Consider the following 17,680-nt stretch of genomic DNA (forward strand, 5'->3'; position numbering starts at 1 on the left):
ACGGTAGCGTCGACCCTGCCATGGAACTTGCCTACATTCCCAGCCCGTCGAGCGGGGTGCTGTACCTCGGCCCCGTTCCGCTCCGCGGCTATGCCTTCAGCATCCTCGCCGGCCTCTTCGTCGCCCTCTGGATCGTCGACCGCCGGTGGGTGGCGCGCGGCGGCCGGAAGGGCACCGCCTGGGACATCGCGTTCTGGGCCGTCCCGTTCGGCCTGGTCGGTGGTCGCCTCTACCACGTGATCACCGACTACCAGCTCTACTTCGGTGAGGGCCGGAACCCGGTCGACGCCTTCAAGATCTGGGAGGGCGGCCTCGGTATCTGGGGCGCCGTCGCGCTGGGCGCGGTGGGTGCCTGGATCGGCTGCCGGCGCCGAGGCATCGCCCTGCCGCCGTACGCCGACGCCCTGGCCCCCGGCCTGGTGCTGGCCCAGGGCATCGGACGCTGGGGCAACTGGTTCAACCAGGAGCTGTACGGGCGGGAGACGGACCTTCCCTGGGCCCTGCACATCACGTCCACGGACGGCGGCCGGGTACCGGGGTACTACCACCCGACGTTCCTGTACGAGTCGCTGTGGTGCGTGGGTGTCGCCCTGCTGGTCATCTGGGCGGACCGCCGCTTCAAGCTCGGACACGGGCGGGTGTTCGCGCTGTACGTCGCCGCGTACTGCGCGGGCCGGTTCTGGATCGAGTACATGCGCGTCGACGAGGCCCACCACGTCCTGGGCCTGCGGTTGAACAACTGGACCGCGTTGATCGTGTTCGTGCTCGCGGTCGTGTACTTCGTGGTGTCGGCGAAGCTGCGCCCGGGACGCGAGACCGTGGTGGAACCGGGGGCGGCAGACGGTTTCGCCGGGGGCGACGAGGCGCAGCCCGTGGGCAAGAACGGCAAGGACGGCAAGACGGACTCTCCGGAGGCGGAGCAGGAAAAGGAAGAAGCCGGGCCGAAGAAGCCGGGCACCGGGTCGAAGGCCGGCACGGGCCCGGAGGAGGACGACGGCGACGGCGCGGCGGCCGAGGGCGGCGCCGGTCCGGGTGACGCGAAGGCCGAGGACGCGAAGATCGAGAACGCGAAGGCCGAGGACGCCGGGGCGCAGACGGCCCGGACGGATTCCGGGGACGGGGAGCCGGCGGACACCGGCTCCGGGCCTGCGGAGTCCGGGGACGCGCGGTCCAGGGACGGGGCCGGGGCGGCGAAGAAGAGCTGACGGTCCGTCCGGCCGGCCGCTCTGCCGCCGGCCCCTTGCACAGGTACGACGCCGTGGGGCGCCCGGGACCCCCGGGCGCCCCACGGCGTGCGTGCGGGAGCCTCAGACGCGGCGGGCCGGGCAGAGGCTCCCGCCGGGCGGCCGTCACCACCGCCGTGTCGGTGAAGCGGCCGTCGGACAAGCGCCTGGGCGCCCTTCTCGCCGGCCGCCGCCTTGACGACCGTCTCCGCCCGCTCGATCTCCTCCTCCGTGGGCAGGCGGGCGCGCTCGATGACCGGCAGCTGACGCGGGTGAACGGCGGCGCGGCCCGGAAAGCCCGGGGCACGGGCGCAGGAGGCGCGGAGTCCGTCCAGGTCGCGGATGTCGGGACGGACGGACTCGGCGGGCGGGGCCAGGCCCGCCGCCCGCGCGGCGACGACCACGCGGGAGCGGGACCAGTCGAGGCCCGCGTCCTCAGGCACGCCCAGGCCGGTCCGCAGGTCCTCCTCGCCGGTCGGGATGCCGCGCAGGGACGGATGGGCGGTGGCCACGTCGTGCGCACGCTCGATGCCGAGGGCCGTCTCCAGCGGCGCGTACAGGGCGAGCCCGCCGCCGTCGGCGGACACGGTCCGCCGCGTCACCCGCACGACGTCGGCGGGGGAGGACACCTTGGGCAGCCGCAGGCCGGCCGGGGCGACGGCCGCCAGGTCGGCCCCGCCCCAGGGGCAGGCCGGGGCGTTGACGCGGACGTGGACCGGGACCGGCTGCGGGTCGCGCAGCAGCTCGGCGGTGGCGGCACGGGCGTACGCCTTGCGGTCGGGGGCGACCGCGTCCTCCAGGCCGATCACCACTACGTCGGCCCCGCGGCCGAGCGCCTTCGCCACCCCACGCGGCCGGTCGCCCGGCGCGTACAGCCCAGGCCGAGCAGCGCGCCGCGTGCCCGTTCGCGGTGCCCGGGGCAGTCCCCGGGCACCGGGGCCGAGGTGATGCGGGCGGTCGATGCCCTACACGGCTCGCCTCTCAGGGGCGCCCCGAGAGGCGCGGAGCCCTGTGCGGAACCGTCCCCGGTGTGATGTCCGTCACGGCCTCACAGGCCTTGGTGTCACCCGGTCGACATCTGCGCGGGCCCTCCCGCACGCGCGCGGCCGGATGGACGAAACCGCAGGTTAGACCAGCCTTTCCTGGCTGGCGGCAAGAGATCCGGAGACGTAGATTGGGTCAAGTCGAGAAGTAGAAACTGTCTAAAAACGGGTCTGCGTCAGCCGTGGTCGTCGGCGGCTTCGCAGGCACTTTCGCGAACTCCCTGGGGGACGGCATGGCGATCATCGAGACCGAGGCGACGCTGCACGAGGCGCACCGCGACAACCACACGCACCGTGACGTCAGCGGCGGCTGGCTGCGCCCCGCCGTGTTCGGAGCGATGGACGGCCTGGTCTCCAACCTCGCACTGATGACCGGCGTCGCCGGCGGCTCGGTCGGACAGCAGACCATCGTCATCACCGGTCTCGCGGGTCTGGCGGCCGGCGCCTTCTCCATGGCCGCGGGCGAGTACACCTCCGTCGCCTCCCAGCGCGAACTCGTCGAGGCCGAGCTGGCCGTCGAGCGACGCGAGCTGCGCAAGCACCCCAAGGACGAGGAGGCCGAACTCGCCGCCCTCTACGAGGCCCGGGGCGTCGAGCCGGAGCTCGCCGCCGAGGTGGCCCGGCAGCTGTCGCGGGACCCCGAGCAGGCCCTGGAGATCCACGCCCGCGAGGAACTGGGCATCGACCCCGGCGACCTGCCCTCGCCCACCGTGGCCGCGGCCTCCAGTTTCGGCGCCTTCGCGCTCGGCGCGCTGCTCCCCGTCCTGCCGTACCTGCTCGGCGCGAGCGCTCTGTGGCCCGCCGTGCTGGTGGCGCTGCTGGGGCTCTTCCTGTGCGGCGCGGTCGTCGCCAAGGTGACCGCGCGGACCTGGTGGTACAGCGGTCTGCGCCAGCTCGCCCTCGGTGGCGCGGCGGCCGGTGTGACGTACGCCCTGGGCACACTGCTCGGAACGGCCGTAGGATGAACCGGCCCGGACGACCGTGCCCGCACGGCCCGGTACCGCTGCCCCGACCGGGTGCCGGTACGGCGCCCGGCACGGCGCCCGGCACGGACGAGCAGCACCGGCGCCCCGGCTCCGCTTCCCCGCGAGGGACCGCACAAGTATCTGTTACCCGTTGGTTTCGACCGCGTGACGACGGGGCATGAGCCGAAAGCACTGTGGGCAATGAGGCCCACGGCGCAGCCGCGGGAGTGGGTGAAGACGCCCGCCCCCGGACCGGCGGACACCGATCTGCCCGCCCCGGTCCCCCCAGCTTCCACCGCCAGGCGCGGAACCCCCGCCGCGACCTGCATGGTGTCCACATGGTGGAACAGGATGTCCCGCTTACCGGGAACCGATCCATCGTGTAACCTGCACGAAATTTTGCAGTCACGCAGAGGGCCAACGTCGTCCCTCGGCACTTTGCACATGCCACATGACGACGACGGGAGAGCCGATGCGTACGCCGCGCCAGCCGTCCCAGCATTCCGCGCAGGGCCAGAACTGGTCCTTCATGGATGCTCGCCCTGCCCCGCAGGGCCTGTACGACCCCCGCGACGAGCACGACGCCTGCGGCGTCGGCTTCGTCGCCACTCTCACCGGCGAGGCGTCCCACACCCTGGTCGAGCAGGCACTCACCGTCCTGCGCAACCTGGAACACCGCGGCGCCACCGGCTCCGAGCCGGACTCCGGTGACGGCGCGGGCATCCTCTCCCAGGTCCCGGACGCCTTCTTCCGCGAAGTGGCCGGATTCGAACTGCCCGAGGCCGGCGCCTATGCCGTGGGCACCGCCTTCCTCCCCGCGGACGCCACCGACGAGACCGTCGCCCGTATCGAGGAGATCGCCGCCACCGAGGGCCTGACCGTCCTCGGCTGGCGCGAGGTGCCCGTCGCGCCCGACCTGCTCGGCGCCACCGCCCGCTCCACGATGCCCGTCTTCCGCCAGATCTTCGTCACGGACCACGCGTCCCGGGGCATCGACCTCGACCGCACGGCCTTCGTGCTGCGCAAGCGCGCCGAGCGCGAGGCCGGCGTCTACTTCCCCTCGCTGTCCGCGCGGACCATCGTCTACAAGGGCATGCTCACCACCGGCCAGCTCGAGCCCTTCTTCCCCGACCTGTCCGACCGCCGCTTCGGCTCCGCGCTCGCACTGGTGCACTCCCGGTTCTCCACGAACACCTTCCCCTCGTGGCCCCTCGCACACCCCTACCGCTTCGTCGCCCACAACGGTGAGATCAACACCGTCAAGGGCAACCGCAACTGGATGCGCGCCCGCGAGTCCCAGCTGGCCTCCGACCGGTTCGGCACCTCCGCCGACCTCGAGCGGATCTTCCCCGTCTGCACCCCGGAGGCCTCCGACTCGGCGTCCTTCGACGAGGTCCTCGAACTGCTGCACCTCGGCGGCCGCTCCCTGCCGCACTCGGTGCTCATGATGATCCCCGAGGCGTGGGAGAACCACGGCTCCATGGACCCCGCACGCCGCGCCTTCTACCAGTACCACTCCACGATGATGGAGCCCTGGGACGGCCCCGCCTGCGTCACCTTCACCGACGGCACCCAGGTCGGCGCCGTACTCGACCGCAACGGCCTGCGCCCCGGACGCTACTGGGTCACCGACGACGGCCTCGTCGTCCTCGGCTCCGAGGTCGGCGTCCTCGACATCGACCCCGCGAAGGTCGTCCGCAAGGGCCGCCTGCAGCCCGGCCGCATGTTCCTCGTCGACACCGCCGAGCACCGCATCATCGAGGACGACGAGATCAAGGCCCAGCTCGCCGCCGAACACCCCTACACCCAGTGGCTCGAAGCCGGCGAGATCCAGCTGTCCGACCTGCCCGAGCGCGAGCACATCGTGCACACCCATGCCTCGGTCACCCGCCGCCAGCAGACCTTCGGCTACACCGAGGAGGAACTGCGCGTCCTGCTCGCCCCGATGGCCAAGGCCGGCGCCGAGCCCATCGGCTCCATGGGCACCGACTCGCCCATCGCCGCCCTGTCGGACCGCCCCCGGCTCCTCTTCGACTACTTCACCCAGCTGTTCGCCCAGGTCACCAACCCGCCGCTGGACGCGATCCGCGAAGAACTGGTCACCTCCCTGCGCAGCCCGCTCGGCCCCCAGGGCAACCTGCTCGAACCGAGCGCCGCGGCCTGCCGCACCGTCGTCCTGCCCTTCCCCGTCATCGACAACGACGAGCTCGCCAAGCTCATCCACGTCAACGCCGACGGCGACCTGCCCGGCTTCAAGGCCGCCACCCTCTCCGGCCTCTACCGCGTCTCCGGCGGCGGCGACAGCCTCGCCGCCCGCATCGACGAGATCTGCGCCGAGGCCGACGCCGCCATCGGCAACGGCGCCCGCCTGATCGTCCTGTCCGACCGGCACTCCGACGCCGAGCACGCGCCCATCCCGTCGCTGCTGCTCACCGCGGCCGTCCACCACCACCTCATCCGCACCAAGCAGCGCACCCAGGTGGGTCTCCTCGTCGAGGCCGGAGACGTCCGCGAGGTCCACCACGTGGCCCTCCTCATCGGCTTCGGCGCCGCCGCCGTCAACCCCTACCTGGCGATGGAGTCCGTCGAGGACCTCGTCCGCGCCGGCACCTTCCTGCCCGGCATCGAGTCCGAGAAGGCCATCCGCAACCTCATCCACGCCCTCGGCAAGGGCGTCCTGAAGGTCATGTCCAAGATGGGCATCTCCACCGTCGCCTCCTACCGCGGCGCACAGGTCTTCGAGGCCGTCGGCCTCGACGCGGAATTCGTCGAGAAGTACTTCCACGGCACCGCCACCAAGATCGGCGGCGTCGGCCTCGACGTCGTCGCGAAGGAGGTCGCCGCCCGCCACGCCAAGGCGTACCCCGCCACCGGCATCGCCCCCGCGCACCGCGCGCTCGACATCGGCGGCGAGTACCAGTGGCGCCGCGAGGGCGAACCGCACCTGTTCGACCCCGAGACGGTCTTCCGCCTCCAGCACTCCACGCGCTCCGGCCGCTACGACGTCTTCAAGCAGTACACCGACCGCGTCAACGAGCAGTCCGAGCGCCTGATGACGCTCCGCGGCCTCTTCGGCTTCACCTCGGACCGGGGGCCGATCCCCCTCGACGAGGTCGAACCGGTCTCCGCGATCGTCAAGCGCTTCTCCACCGGCGCCATGTCGTACGGCTCCATCTCCCAGGAGGCGCACGAGACCCTCGCCATCGCCATGAACCAGCTCGGCGGCAAGTCGAACACCGGTGAGGGCGGCGAGGACCCGGAGCGCCTGTACGACCCGGCCCGCCGCTCCTCCATCAAGCAGGTCGCCTCCGGCCGCTTCGGTGTGACCTCCGAGTACCTGGTCAACGCGGACGACATCCAGATCAAGATGGCCCAGGGCGCCAAGCCCGGCGAGGGCGGCCAGCTGCCCGGCCACAAGGTCTACCCGTGGGTCGCCAGGACCCGCCACTCCACGCCCGGCGTCGGCCTCATCTCCCCGCCGCCGCACCACGACATCTACTCCATCGAGGACCTCGCCCAGCTCATCCACGACCTGAAGAACGCCAACCCCCAGGCGCGCATCCACGTCAAGCTGGTCTCCGAGGTCGGCGTCGGCACCGTCGCCGCCGGCGTCTCCAAGGCCCACGCCGACGTCGTGCTCATCTCCGGCCACGACGGAGGCACCGGCGCCTCCCCGCTGACCTCCCTCAAGCACGCCGGCGGCCCCTGGGAGCTCGGCCTCGCCGAAACCCAGCAGACCCTGCTCCTCAACGGCCTGCGCGACCGGATCGTCGTCCAGACCGACGGCCAGCTCAAGACCGGCCGCGACGTCGTCATCGCGGCCCTCCTGGGCGCCGAGGAGTTCGGCTTCGCGACCGCCCCGCTGGTCGTCTCCGGCTGCGTCATGATGCGCGTCTGCCACCTGGACACCTGCCCGGTCGGCATCGCCACGCAGAACCCGGTCCTGCGCGACCGGTTCGCCGGCAAGGCCGAGTACATCGTCAACTTCTTCCGCTTCGTCGCCGAAGAGGTCCGCGAACTCCTCGCCGAACTCGGCTTCCGCTCCATCGAGGAGGCCGTCGGCCACGCCGAGGTCCTCGACGTCACCCGCGCGGTGGACCACTGGAAGGCACAGGGCCTCGACCTGGCTCCCCTCTTCCACGTGCCCGGCCTGCCCGAAGGCGCCGTCCGCCACCGGACCGTCACCCAGGACCACGGCCTGGCGAAGGCCCTCGACAACGAGCTGATCAAACTCGCCGCCGACGCCCTCGCCGCCGACGGCGCGAGCGAGGCCCAGCCCGTACGCGCCCAGGTCCCCATCCGCAACATCAACCGCACCGTCGGCACGATGCTCGGCCACGAGGTGACGAAGAAGTTCGGCGGCGCCGGCCTGCCCGACGACACCGTCGACATCACCTTCACCGGATCCGCCGGCCAGTCCTTCGGCGCCTTCGTCCCGCGCGGCATCACGCTGCGCCTGGAGGGTGACGCCAACGACTACGTCGGCAAGGGCCTGTCCGGCGGCCGGATCGTCGTCCGCCCCGACCGGGGCGCCGACCACCTCGCCGAGTACTCCACCATCGCCGGCAACACCCTCGCCTACGGCGCCACCGGCGGCGAGATGTTCCTGCGCGGCAAGGTCGGCGAACGCTTCTGCGTCCGCAACTCCGGCGCGCTCGTCGTCTCCGAGGGCGTCGGCGACCACGGCTGCGAGTACATGACCGGCGGCCAGGCGGTCGTCCTCGGCGAGACCGGACGCAACTTCGCGGCCGGCATGTCCGGCGGCACCGCCTACGTCATCGACCTCGACCGGGACAACGTCAACCCCGGACACCTGGACGCCGTCCACGAGCTCGACGACACCGACCGCGCCTGGCTGCACGACGTGGTGCGCCGGCACCAGGAGGAGACGGGCTCCACCGTCGCCGCCAAGCTGCTGGCCGAGTGGGACGGCCCCGACGGAGGCGCCGCCCGCTTCAGCAAGATCATCCCCAGTACGTACCAGGCAGTGCTCGCCGCCAAGGACGCCGCCGAGCGAGCCGGACTCTCCGAGTCCGACACCCACCGGAAGATGATGGAGGCGGCGACCAATGGCTGATCCGAAGGGCTTCTTGAACCACGGCCGCGAGGTCGCCACCTCCCGCCCGGCCACCGAACGCGTCAAGGACTGGAACGAGGTCTACGTCCCCGGCTCCCTGCTGCCGATCATCAGCAAGCAGGCGAGCCGCTGCATGGACTGCGGCATCCCGTTCTGCCACAACGGCTGCCCGCTCGGAAACCTCATCCCCGAGTGGAACGACTACGCCTACCGCGAGGACTGGTCGGCGGCGAGCGAACGCCTGCACGCCACCAACAACTTCCCGGAGTTCACCGGCCGCCTGTGCCCCGCTCCGTGCGAGTCGGCGTGCGTGCTCGGCATCAACCAGCCGCCGGTCACCATCAAGAACGTCGAGGTCTCCATCATCGACAAGGCGTGGGAGACCGGCGACGTCGCCCCGCAGATCCCCGAACGCCTCTCCGGCAAGACCGTCGCCGTCGTCGGCTCGGGACCGGCCGGCCTCGCCGCCGCCCAGCAGCTGACCCGGGCCGGCCACACGGTCGCCGTGTACGAGCGGGCGGACCGCATCGGCGGCCTCCTGCGCTACGGCATCCCCGAGTTCAAGATGGAGAAGCGGCACATCAACCGCCGTATCGAACAGATGCGCGCGGAGGGCACCAAGTTCCGCACCGGTGTCGAGATCGGCCGGGACATGCCGGCCACCGCGCTGCGCAAGCGCTACGACGCCGTCGTCCTCGCCGTCGGCGCGACGACCGCGCGCGACCTGCCGGTACCGGGCCGCGAACTGGCCGGCATCCACCAGGCCATGGAGTACCTGCCGCTGGCCAACAAGGTCCAGGAGGGCGACTACGTCGCCCCGCCGATCACCGCCGAGGGCAAGCACGTCGTCGTCATCGGTGGCGGCGACACCGGCGCCGACTGCGTGGGCACCGCCCACCGCCAGGGCGCCGCCTCCGTCACCCAGCTCGAGATCATGCCCCGCCCGAACGAGGAGCGCGACGCCCTCTCCCAGCCCTGGCCGACCTTCCCCATGCTCTACAAGGTCACCTCCGCGCACGAGGAGGGCGGCGAGCGGGTCTACTCCGTCTCCACCACCCACTTCGAGGGCGACGAGGACGGCAACGTGCAGTGGCTGCACCTGACCGAGGTCGAGTTCGTCGACGGCAAGCTCACCCAGAAGCCCGGCACCGAGCGCAGGATCCCGGCCCAGCTGGTCACCCTCGCCATGGGCTTCACCGGCACCGACCGGGACAACGGCCTGGTCGAGCAGTTCGGCCTGGAACTCGACGCACGGGGCAACATCGCCCGCGACGCCGACTTCCAGACCAGCGTGCCGGGCGTCTTCGTCGCCGGTGACGCCGGACGCGGCCAGTCGCTCATCGTCTGGGCGATCGCCGAGGGCCGCTCCGCCGCCCGCGGCTGCGACCGCCACCTCACCGGGACGAGCGAACTGCACGCCCCGATCCGCCCGACCGACCGCTCCCTGATGGTGTGACCGGCCCGCCCGCACCCCACCACGCGGTCCGGACCGCACCGGCCCGGACCGCGCACGACGGGACCTGACGGTCCCCCACAGAGGTCCCGTACAAAGGCGTACGGAACAACAGGTGGCGCCTGCCCGCCAGTCCCCGACCGGACGAACCGGGCAGGCGCTGCCGCATGCCCCCACCCGCTCCCCGCGCGCTCCCCGCACGGTCGGGGAACCCGGAAGGTCTCAGGGAATCCGGAAGGTCTCCCCGTGCACCTGCCACGTCAGCGGCGCGGACAGCTCCAGGTTCCCCTCCCGCAGGAACCGGCGCTGGGCGGTGTCGATCCGGGACGTGTCCGCGCCCGCGTCCCGTGCCAGCACCGCGGCGCGGCGCACCTCCAGGAACGCCTCCAGGTACGCCTCCTCACCGCCACCCCCGCCCGGCGTCCCCGCCTTGCGCACCGCCTGCTCCCGGATGCCGTAGAAGCCCGCGGGAGAGGTGTCGGGACCGTGCGCGACCATCGCGTCGTAGTACACGAACTGACCGAGCGTACCGAGGCCGTCGAGCTTCGCCATCCGCACCGCCGGCTCGAAGTACACCCGGTCGCGCTCGGCCTCCTGGGCCGCCCGGAACGCCGGCACCTCCGCCTCGGCCCGCCAGGCGTCCGTGAAGCCCGGATCCAGACCCTCGTGCGAATCCGTGCCGTCCACCTCGCGCAGCGCCGGCAGATACCCCGCCAGACCGTTGCCCGGGTGGTCCTCGGTATAGCCCTCGACCAGGGCGAGCAGGTCGTGGGTGCCGGTGCAGAAACCGACGATGCCGGCCGTGTAGCCGTCCCCGTCACCGGCGTCCTCGATGACGCCGTAGGTCTCCCGCCAGCGCAGCGTCGAGTTCTCGGCGCTCGCCAAAATCTGCTGGGCGAGTTCCTTCTTCGCCGGGGCGGCCAGCCCCGGCGGCCGACTCGTCACCAGCCTGTCGTCCTCGGCCGACTCCGACTCGGCGCGCTCCTTCGCCAGCTCTCCCGCATGCGGCGAGGCGGACACGGCCGGGCCCCCGCCCACGGCCGCGCCGTCGGACCCCCCGGGCACCGACAGGTACACGGCCGTCGCCACCACGGGTACAGCCGCGATCAGCAGAGCCGAACGCTTCACCGGGAAACACCTCCACCCTTCAGTTCCGCCACCTCGACCACCGTCAGGACCACGAGCAGCCCGAGCAGCACCAGACACGCTCCCGCCTGCAGCACCATACGGTGCCTGCCCCTGGGCGCGTACGCGAAGGCCACCGCCACTGCACCGCCCGTCAGCAGCCCCCCGAGATGCCCCTCCCAGGACGTGGCCACCGCGGAGATCACCAGCCACAGCAGCAGCCCGCCCATGAACCGGTTGACCACCCCCATGTCGGCGCCGATCCGACGGGCCAGCACGTAGTACCCCGCACCCAGCCCGAAGACCGCCCCGGACGCACCCACCACGGAATCCTGCGGCGCCAGCAGCAGCACCAGCACCGAACCACCCAGCGCCGACAGCAGATACAGCACGAGACAGTGCACCCGGCCCAGCATCGGCTCGACAACCCGGCCCAGGTTCCACAACGCCACCATGTTCATGGCGATGTGCAGGATCCCGAACGTGCCCTCGGCGGGCGGCAGATGCAGGAAGGCACCGGTCAGCAGCCGGTACCACTCCCCGTCCAACACGCCCTCCGGACGGAAACCCTCGAACAGCGGCCCCTCGACCCACAGATAGTGACCGCCGTCCGGCCCGACCAGCCCCGCCCCCAGCATCGCGAACCGGTCCACCACCTCCGGCAGCGCCAGCTCCGCCAGATACACCACCACACAGACGGCGATCAGCACGTACGTCACCACCGGCACCGCCGAGACACGGCCGCCGACCACGGTACGGGCCTGCCGCACCGACCGCACGCCCTCCTTCACACAGCCCGGACACTGATGGCCGACCGCCGCCTCACGCATGCAGTCCGGGCAGATGTACCGGTCGCAGCGCACACAGCGGACACGGCACTCCACCTTCGGATGGCGGTAACAGGTGGTCACGGTGGACTCGGAATCCACGAGCCGGCTCCTAGCGAAGAACGGGACGGACGAGCCGGTGGGGACGGCGGCGAACAAAATAGCCAACAGCGGGGGAGCGCCGCGAAGGCGGGGTCGAGGTGCCGTACCCTCGGCGCCAGTCCCGGTGACCGAGAGGAAACGCGCATGGCCGCGATCAGCCTGACCAAGATCGAGGAAACCGCGCCCCAGCTGGTCAGCCTGTACAAAACCGCAGGACACGCCGTGTCCGGACACGGACCGGACGGCCTGCGCGCCGCGGTCTACCTCGTACTCGACCACTCCGGATCGATGAGGCCGTACTACAAGGACGGCAGCGTCCAGGCACTCGCCGACCGGGTGCTGGGCCTGTCCGCCCACCTCGACGACGACGGCATCGTCCCGGTGGTGTTCTTCTCCACGGACATCGACGCCGTCACCCACATCACCCTCGCCGACCACGAGGGACGGGTCGAACGAATCGCGGCCGGACTCGGCCACAGGGGAAGGACCAGCTACCACCTGGCCATGGACGCCGTCATCGACCACTACCTCGACAGCAGAACGACCGAGCCGGCCCTCGTCGTCTTCCAGACCGACGGCGCCCCCGTCAACCGCCTCGCCGCACAGCGCTACCTGTGCAAGGCGGCGAAACTACCGCTGTTCTGGCAGTTCATCGGCTTCGGCGACCCCGACAGCCGCCAGTTCGACCACCTGCGCACACTGGACGACCTGGCCGTGCCGGACCAGCGGATCGTCGACAACGCAGGCTTCTTCCTCGCGGGCACCGACCCCCGCACACTGCCCGACACCGAACTGTACGACCGGCTGCTGGACGGGTTCCCCACCTGGCTGGCGGCCGCGCGGACGCGCGGGATCGTAGCGCCGTAGCGCCGTAGCCCGGACACGCGGCACAACGGTGTCCTCCAGCAGCACAGCGGCCGCAGGATCGGCCCGCACCCCGGGCACGCGGCACAACGACCGCCGACCGCGAACACCCGGCACCCCACCACAGCCCCGTAGGCTGACTCCCCATGACCACCAGCAACACCGGCACCAGCGACGTCGACCCCGCAGTCCGCGAGGAACTCGCCGCACTGCGCGACAGCATCGACAACATCGACGCCGCCGTCGTCCACATGCTCGCCGAACGCTTCAAATGCACCCAGCAAGTCGGACGCCTCAAAGCCGAACACCGGCTGCCCCCCGCCGACCCGGCCCGCGAAAACCGCCAGATCACCCGGCTGCGCGCCCTCGCCGAGAACGCGAAACTCGACCCGGCCTTCGCCGAGAAGTTCCTCAACTTCATCATCGCCGAAGTGATCCGCCACCACGAACGCATCGCCGACGACACCACCAAGAACACCCTCACCGGTCCCACCAGCTCCACCGGCGCCCCGGCACCCACCACCGGCTGACCCCGCCCCCACACCGCGACGCGACACCACCACCACGACCTGCCGGACCGCCCCCCGCCCCACCCCTCCACGTGCGCCCCCACACCACCCGGCAGGCCTCCCCCCTGTGACGGCACTCACACGCCGCACACTCCGCAGGCCCCCCACACCCCAGAACCCCCGCACGCGGGCGCACATCCAGAACCCCGACCCAGGCCCGGACATAAGCCGTGTACCGATCCGCCTCTGTGCCACACCACCGCCATCAGGCAGCATGGCCCGCATGTCCGTACTGACGCGCGACGAAGCGCAGAACCGAGCACAGCTCCTCCACGTCCACCGCTACGCGATCGAACTCGATCTCACCACCGGTGACGACACCTTCGACTCCCACACCGTGATCCACTTCACCGTCCTCGCAGACCAGGACACCACGGACACCTTCGTCGAAGTCAAGCCCGCCGAGCTGCGCTCCGTCACCCTCGACGGACACCCCCTCGACCCCGCGACCCTCGACGGCAACCGGCTGCCGCTCAAGGACCTCACCCCCGGCCCGCACGAACTCCACGTCGACGCCGCCATGCACTACTCCCGCACCGGCGAAGGCATGCACCGCTTCACCGACCCCGCCGACGGCGAGACCTACACCTACACCCAGCTCTTCCTCGACGACGTCCAACGCGTCTTCCCGGCCTTCGACCAGCCCGACCTCAAGGCCGTCTTCGACCTCACCGTCACCGCTCCCCCCACCTGGACCGTCCTCGCCAACGGCATCACCGAACACCTCGGCAACGGCCGCTGGAAAGCAGCAACCACCCCCCTCATCTCCACCTACCTCGTCGCCGTCGCCGCCGGACCCTGGCACTCCGTACGCACCGAACACCGAGGCCTCCCCTTCGGCCTCCACTGCCGCCGCTCCCTCGCCCCCCACCTCGACGCCGACACCGACGAACTCCTCGACATCACCCGCGCCTGCTTCGACCGCTACCACGAGAAATTCGCCGAACCCTACCCCTTCGACTCCTACGACCAGGCATTCGTCCCCGAATTCAACGCCGGCGCCATGGAAAACCCCGGCCTCGTCACCTTCCGCGACGAATTCGTCTTCCGGTCCGCCGTCACCGACACCCAACGACAGACCCGCGCCATGGTCATCGCCCACGAAATGGCCCACATGTGGTTCGGCGACCTCGTCACCCTCACCTGGTGGGACGACATCTGGCTCAACGAGTCCTTCGCCGAATACATGGGCTACCAGATCACCGCCGAAGCCACCCGCCACACCGACACCTGGACCGACTTCGGAGTCACCCGCAAACCCTGGGGCTACGACGCCGACCAACGCCCCTCCACCCACCCCGTCGCCCCCGAAGACGTCCAGGACACCGCCTCCGCCCTCCTCAACTTCGACGGCATCTCCTACGCCAAGGGCGCCTCCGCCCTGCGCCAACTCGTCGCCTGGCTCGGCCAGGACGCCTTCCTCGCCGGCATCAACACCCACATCGACCGCCACAAGTTCGCCAACGCCACCCTCACCGACTTCATCGACTCCCTCGCCACCGCCACCGACCGCGACGTCCACGCATGGGCCAACGCCTGGCTCACCACCACCGGAGTCGACACCCTCACCCCCCGACTCCACACCGACAACGGCCACTGGCACCTCACCGTCCAGCACGAACCCACCCCCCCCACCTGGTCCGAACCCGACCCCGCCAAGAACCGCGACGGCCTCACACACCTCACCACCCTCGAAACCGGCGGAGCCGGCCGCCCCCACCGCATCACCCTCGGCCTCTACGACCACGACCTCCACGACGCCCACGGCCTCACCCTCCGCAAACACCTCGACATCGACCTCCCCACCACCGACGGCATCGACATCAGCGCCGCCGGACCCCGCCCCGCCCTCCTCGTCCTCAACGACGGCGACCTCACCTACGCCAAAATCCGCTTCGACCACGAATCCACCCACACCCTCCGCACCCGCCTCTCCGGACTCCCCGACCCCCTCACCCGCGCCGTCGTCTGGAACGCCCTCCGCGACGCCGTCCGCGACGGCGAACTCCCCCCCACCGACTACCTCGACATCGCCCGCACCCACCTCCCCCACGAAACCGACCTCGCCCTCGTCCAGGGCGTCCTCGCCTTCGCCACCACCCACATCACCGGCCGCTACGTCACCCCCGGCGGGCGGCCCGCCGCCCTCGCCACCCTCACCGACCTGTGCCGCGACCTCATCCGCCGCACCGAGGACGGCGACAACCCCGGCCTGCGCCTCATCGCCGTACGCCACCGCATCGACACCGCCGCCCACCCCCACACCATCGCCGCCTGGCTCACCGAGGGCACCGTCCCCGGCGGCCCCGAACTCGACCCCGAACTGCGCTGGCGCATCCTCACCCGACTCGCCGTCCTCGACGCTACCGACGAAGCCGCCATCACCGCAGAACTCGCCAACGACCCCAGCGCCGCCGGCCAGGAAGGCGCCGCCCGCTGCCGCGCCGCCCTGCCCCACGAAGACGCCAAAAACCGCGCCTGGGACGCCATGTTCCACACCGACGACCTGTCCACCTACCTCTTCACCGCCACCGCCCAGGGCTTCTGGCAACCCGAACAGGCCGACCTCACCCGCCCCCACGTCGCCCGCTACTACAAGGACGCCGTCGCCCTCGCCGCCCGCCGCGGCCCCGCCATCGCCGAAGCCGCCGGCCACTGGGCCTTCCCCGCCCACGCCATCGACCCCGAAACCCTCCGCCTCGGCCAGAAATGCCTCCGCAAGGCCGACCCCACCCCCGCCCTCCGCCGCAAACTCGTCGACCAGCTCGACGACCTGGCCCGCGCACTGCGCATACAGCAGACCCAGGCATAGACCGGCAGGCACACCGCACAACCGGGGGTGCCGCACCACGCGGCACCCGGTCCGCGAACCGGTGTGCTCATCGGAGCACCCGGTCGCGCAATTCAACACCTGCCCATAACCATTCATGACCAGTGCGCCGAACGGTCACATGCGACCTGATCGCTACCCACCGGTAAGCCCTAGGCTCACACCATGCGCCGAGCAAAAATCGTCTGCACACTAGGGCCCGCCACCCACACATACGACCAGATCAAAAACCTGGTCGACGCCGGAATGGACGTAGCCCGACTCAACCTCAGCCACGGCACCCACGCCGAACACGAGGAGCGCTACCACCGGGTCCGAAAAGCCGCCGACGAAACCGGCCGCAGCGTCGGCCTCCTCGCCGACCTCCAAGGCCCCAAAATCAGACTCGGCCACTTCACCGAAGGACCCGTACTCCTCGAACGCGGTGACACCTTCACCATCACCGTCGAAGACGGCACCCAAGGCGACCGCCACACCTGCGGCACCACCCACGCAGGCCTCGCCGACGACGTCACCACCGGCGAACGCATCCTCGTCGACGACGGCAGAGTCACCCTCCGGGTCGACACCGTCGACGGCCCCCGCGTCCACACCACCGTCATCGAAGGCGGCATGGTCTCCGACCACAAAGGCCTCAACCTCCCCGGCGTCGCCGTCTCCGTCCCCGCCCTCTCCAAAAAAGACGAGGACGACCTCCGCTGGGCCCTGCGCACCGGCTTCGACACCATCGCCCTCTCCTTCGTACGCAGCGGACACGACATCAAAGACGTCCACCGCATCATGGAAGAAGAAGGCCGCCGCCTCCCCGTCATCGCCAAAATCGAAAAACCCCAAGCCGTCCAGAACCTCGACGACATCGTCGCCGCCTTCGACGGCATCATGGTCGCCCGTGGAGACCTCGGCGTCGAAATGCCACTCGAACAAGTCCCCATCGTCCAAAAACGCGCCATCACACTCGCCAAACGCAACGCCAAACCGGTCATCGTCGCCACCCAAATGCTCGACTCGATGATCGACAACGCCCGCCCCACCCGCGCCGAAGCCTCCGACGTCGCCAACGCCGTCCTCGACGGCACCGACGCCGTCATGCTCTCCGGCGAAACCAGCGTCGGCAAACACGCCCTCAGCACCGTCCTCACCATGGCCCGCATCGTCGAAGCAGCCGAAGAAGACCTCCTCGCCAAGGGCCTCCCACCCCTCACCGAAACCAACAAACCCCGCACCCAGGGCGGCGCCGTCGCCCGGGCCGCCGCCGAAATGGGCGACTTCCTCGACGCCACCCACCTCGTCGCCTTCACCCAGTCGGGCGACACCGCCCGCCGCCTCTCCCGCTACCGCTCGCCCATCCCCCTCCTCGCCTTCACCCCCGACCCCGCCACCCGCTCCCGGCTCAGCCTCACCTGGGGCGTGGAGACGTTCCTCGGCCCCCACGCCGACTCCACCGACGCCATGGTCGACCAGGTCGACGAACTCCTCCTGGCCTACGGCCGCTGCAAGAAGGGCGACATCGTCGTCATCACCGCAGGCTCCCCACACGGCGTCTCCGGCACGACCAACCTCGTCCGCGTCCACCGCATCGGCGAGGACGACAGCCCCAAGTGA

The 17,680-nt window shown here is 70.9% G+C and carries 10 protein-coding genes and 1 pseudogene; 8 read left to right on the forward strand and 3 right to left on the reverse strand.

Translation table 11 applies throughout. The features are described from left to right. The first annotated feature begins 20 nt into the window (after positions 1 to 20). Positions 21 to 1,205, forward strand: coding sequence for a prolipoprotein diacylglyceryl transferase (lgt, locus tag TU30_RS07220; RefSeq protein WP_078878158.1), 1,185 nt, complete (start codon positions 21 to 23; stop codon positions 1,203 to 1,205). Positions 1,206 to 1,335: 130 nt separating this feature from the next. Here lgt and TU30_RS33775 read toward each other — a convergent pair. Continuing rightward, positions 1,336 to 2,146 (reverse strand): annotated as a pseudogene (locus tag TU30_RS33775) (CoA ester lyase); the annotation flags it as partial. 353 nt (positions 2,147 to 2,499) lie between these two features. Between TU30_RS33775 and TU30_RS07230 the strand changes: the two are divergent. From TU30_RS07230 to TU30_RS07240, 3 genes are all read left to right on the forward strand, one after another. Next, positions 2,500 to 3,231, forward strand: coding sequence for a VIT1/CCC1 transporter family protein (locus TU30_RS07230; RefSeq protein WP_042166599.1), 732 nt, complete (start codon positions 2,500 to 2,502; stop codon positions 3,229 to 3,231). Between the two features lie 472 nt (positions 3,232 to 3,703). Next, entirely contained in the window at positions 3,704 to 8,308 is a 4,605-nt protein-coding gene (gene gltB / locus TU30_RS07235; RefSeq protein ID WP_042166063.1) for a glutamate synthase large subunit, read from the forward strand. Next, complete coding sequence (locus tag TU30_RS07240; RefSeq protein ID WP_042166066.1) at positions 8,301 to 9,764, forward strand: glutamate synthase subunit beta; 1,464 nt, start codon at positions 8,301 to 8,303, stop codon at positions 9,762 to 9,764. The genes gltB and TU30_RS07240 overlap by 8 nt, the downstream gene beginning before the upstream one ends. Positions 9,765 to 9,983: 219 nt before the next feature. On the opposite strand, the gene TU30_RS07245 is transcribed toward TU30_RS07240, so the two are convergent. Then, on the reverse strand, positions 9,984 to 10,889 hold the full coding sequence (locus tag TU30_RS07245) for a chitosanase (protein WP_042166069.1): 906 nt from the start codon (positions 10,887 to 10,889) through the stop codon (positions 9,984 to 9,986). Then, positions 10,886 to 11,815, reverse strand: coding sequence for a rhomboid family intramembrane serine protease (locus TU30_RS07250; RefSeq protein ID WP_042166070.1), 930 nt, complete (start codon positions 11,813 to 11,815; stop codon positions 10,886 to 10,888). Before TU30_RS07250 ends, TU30_RS07245 begins: the two co-directional genes overlap by 4 nt. Before the next feature lie 144 nt (positions 11,816 to 11,959). Here TU30_RS07250 and TU30_RS07255 point away from each other — a divergent pair, with 144 nt between their 5' ends. The 4 genes from TU30_RS07255 to pyk all read left to right on the forward strand — a co-directional run bounded on the left by TU30_RS07255 (position 11,960) and on the right by pyk (position 17,680). Next, positions 11,960 to 12,682, forward strand: coding sequence for a VWA domain-containing protein (locus TU30_RS07255; RefSeq protein ID WP_042166072.1), 723 nt, complete (start codon positions 11,960 to 11,962; stop codon positions 12,680 to 12,682). Between the two features lie 143 nt (positions 12,683 to 12,825). Continuing rightward, a complete protein-coding gene (locus TU30_RS07260; protein WP_042166074.1) occupies positions 12,826 to 13,209 on the forward strand; it encodes a chorismate mutase in 384 nt (127 codons plus the stop codon). Positions 13,210 to 13,462: 253 nt separating this feature from the next. Further along, on the forward strand, positions 13,463 to 16,060 hold the full coding sequence (gene pepN / locus TU30_RS07265; protein WP_042166077.1) for an aminopeptidase N: 2,598 nt from the start codon (positions 13,463 to 13,465) through the stop codon (positions 16,058 to 16,060). A 183-nt stretch (positions 16,061 to 16,243) separates the two neighbouring features. Further along, positions 16,244 to 17,680, forward strand: a complete 1,437-nt coding sequence (gene pyk, locus TU30_RS07270) for a pyruvate kinase (RefSeq protein ID WP_042166079.1) — start codon at positions 16,244 to 16,246, stop codon at positions 17,678 to 17,680.

Source organism: Streptomyces sp. NBRC 110035 (genome assembly GCF_000829695.1).
In the GTDB taxonomy this organism is placed as follows: Bacteria; Actinomycetota; Actinomycetes; order Streptomycetales; family Streptomycetaceae; genus Streptomyces.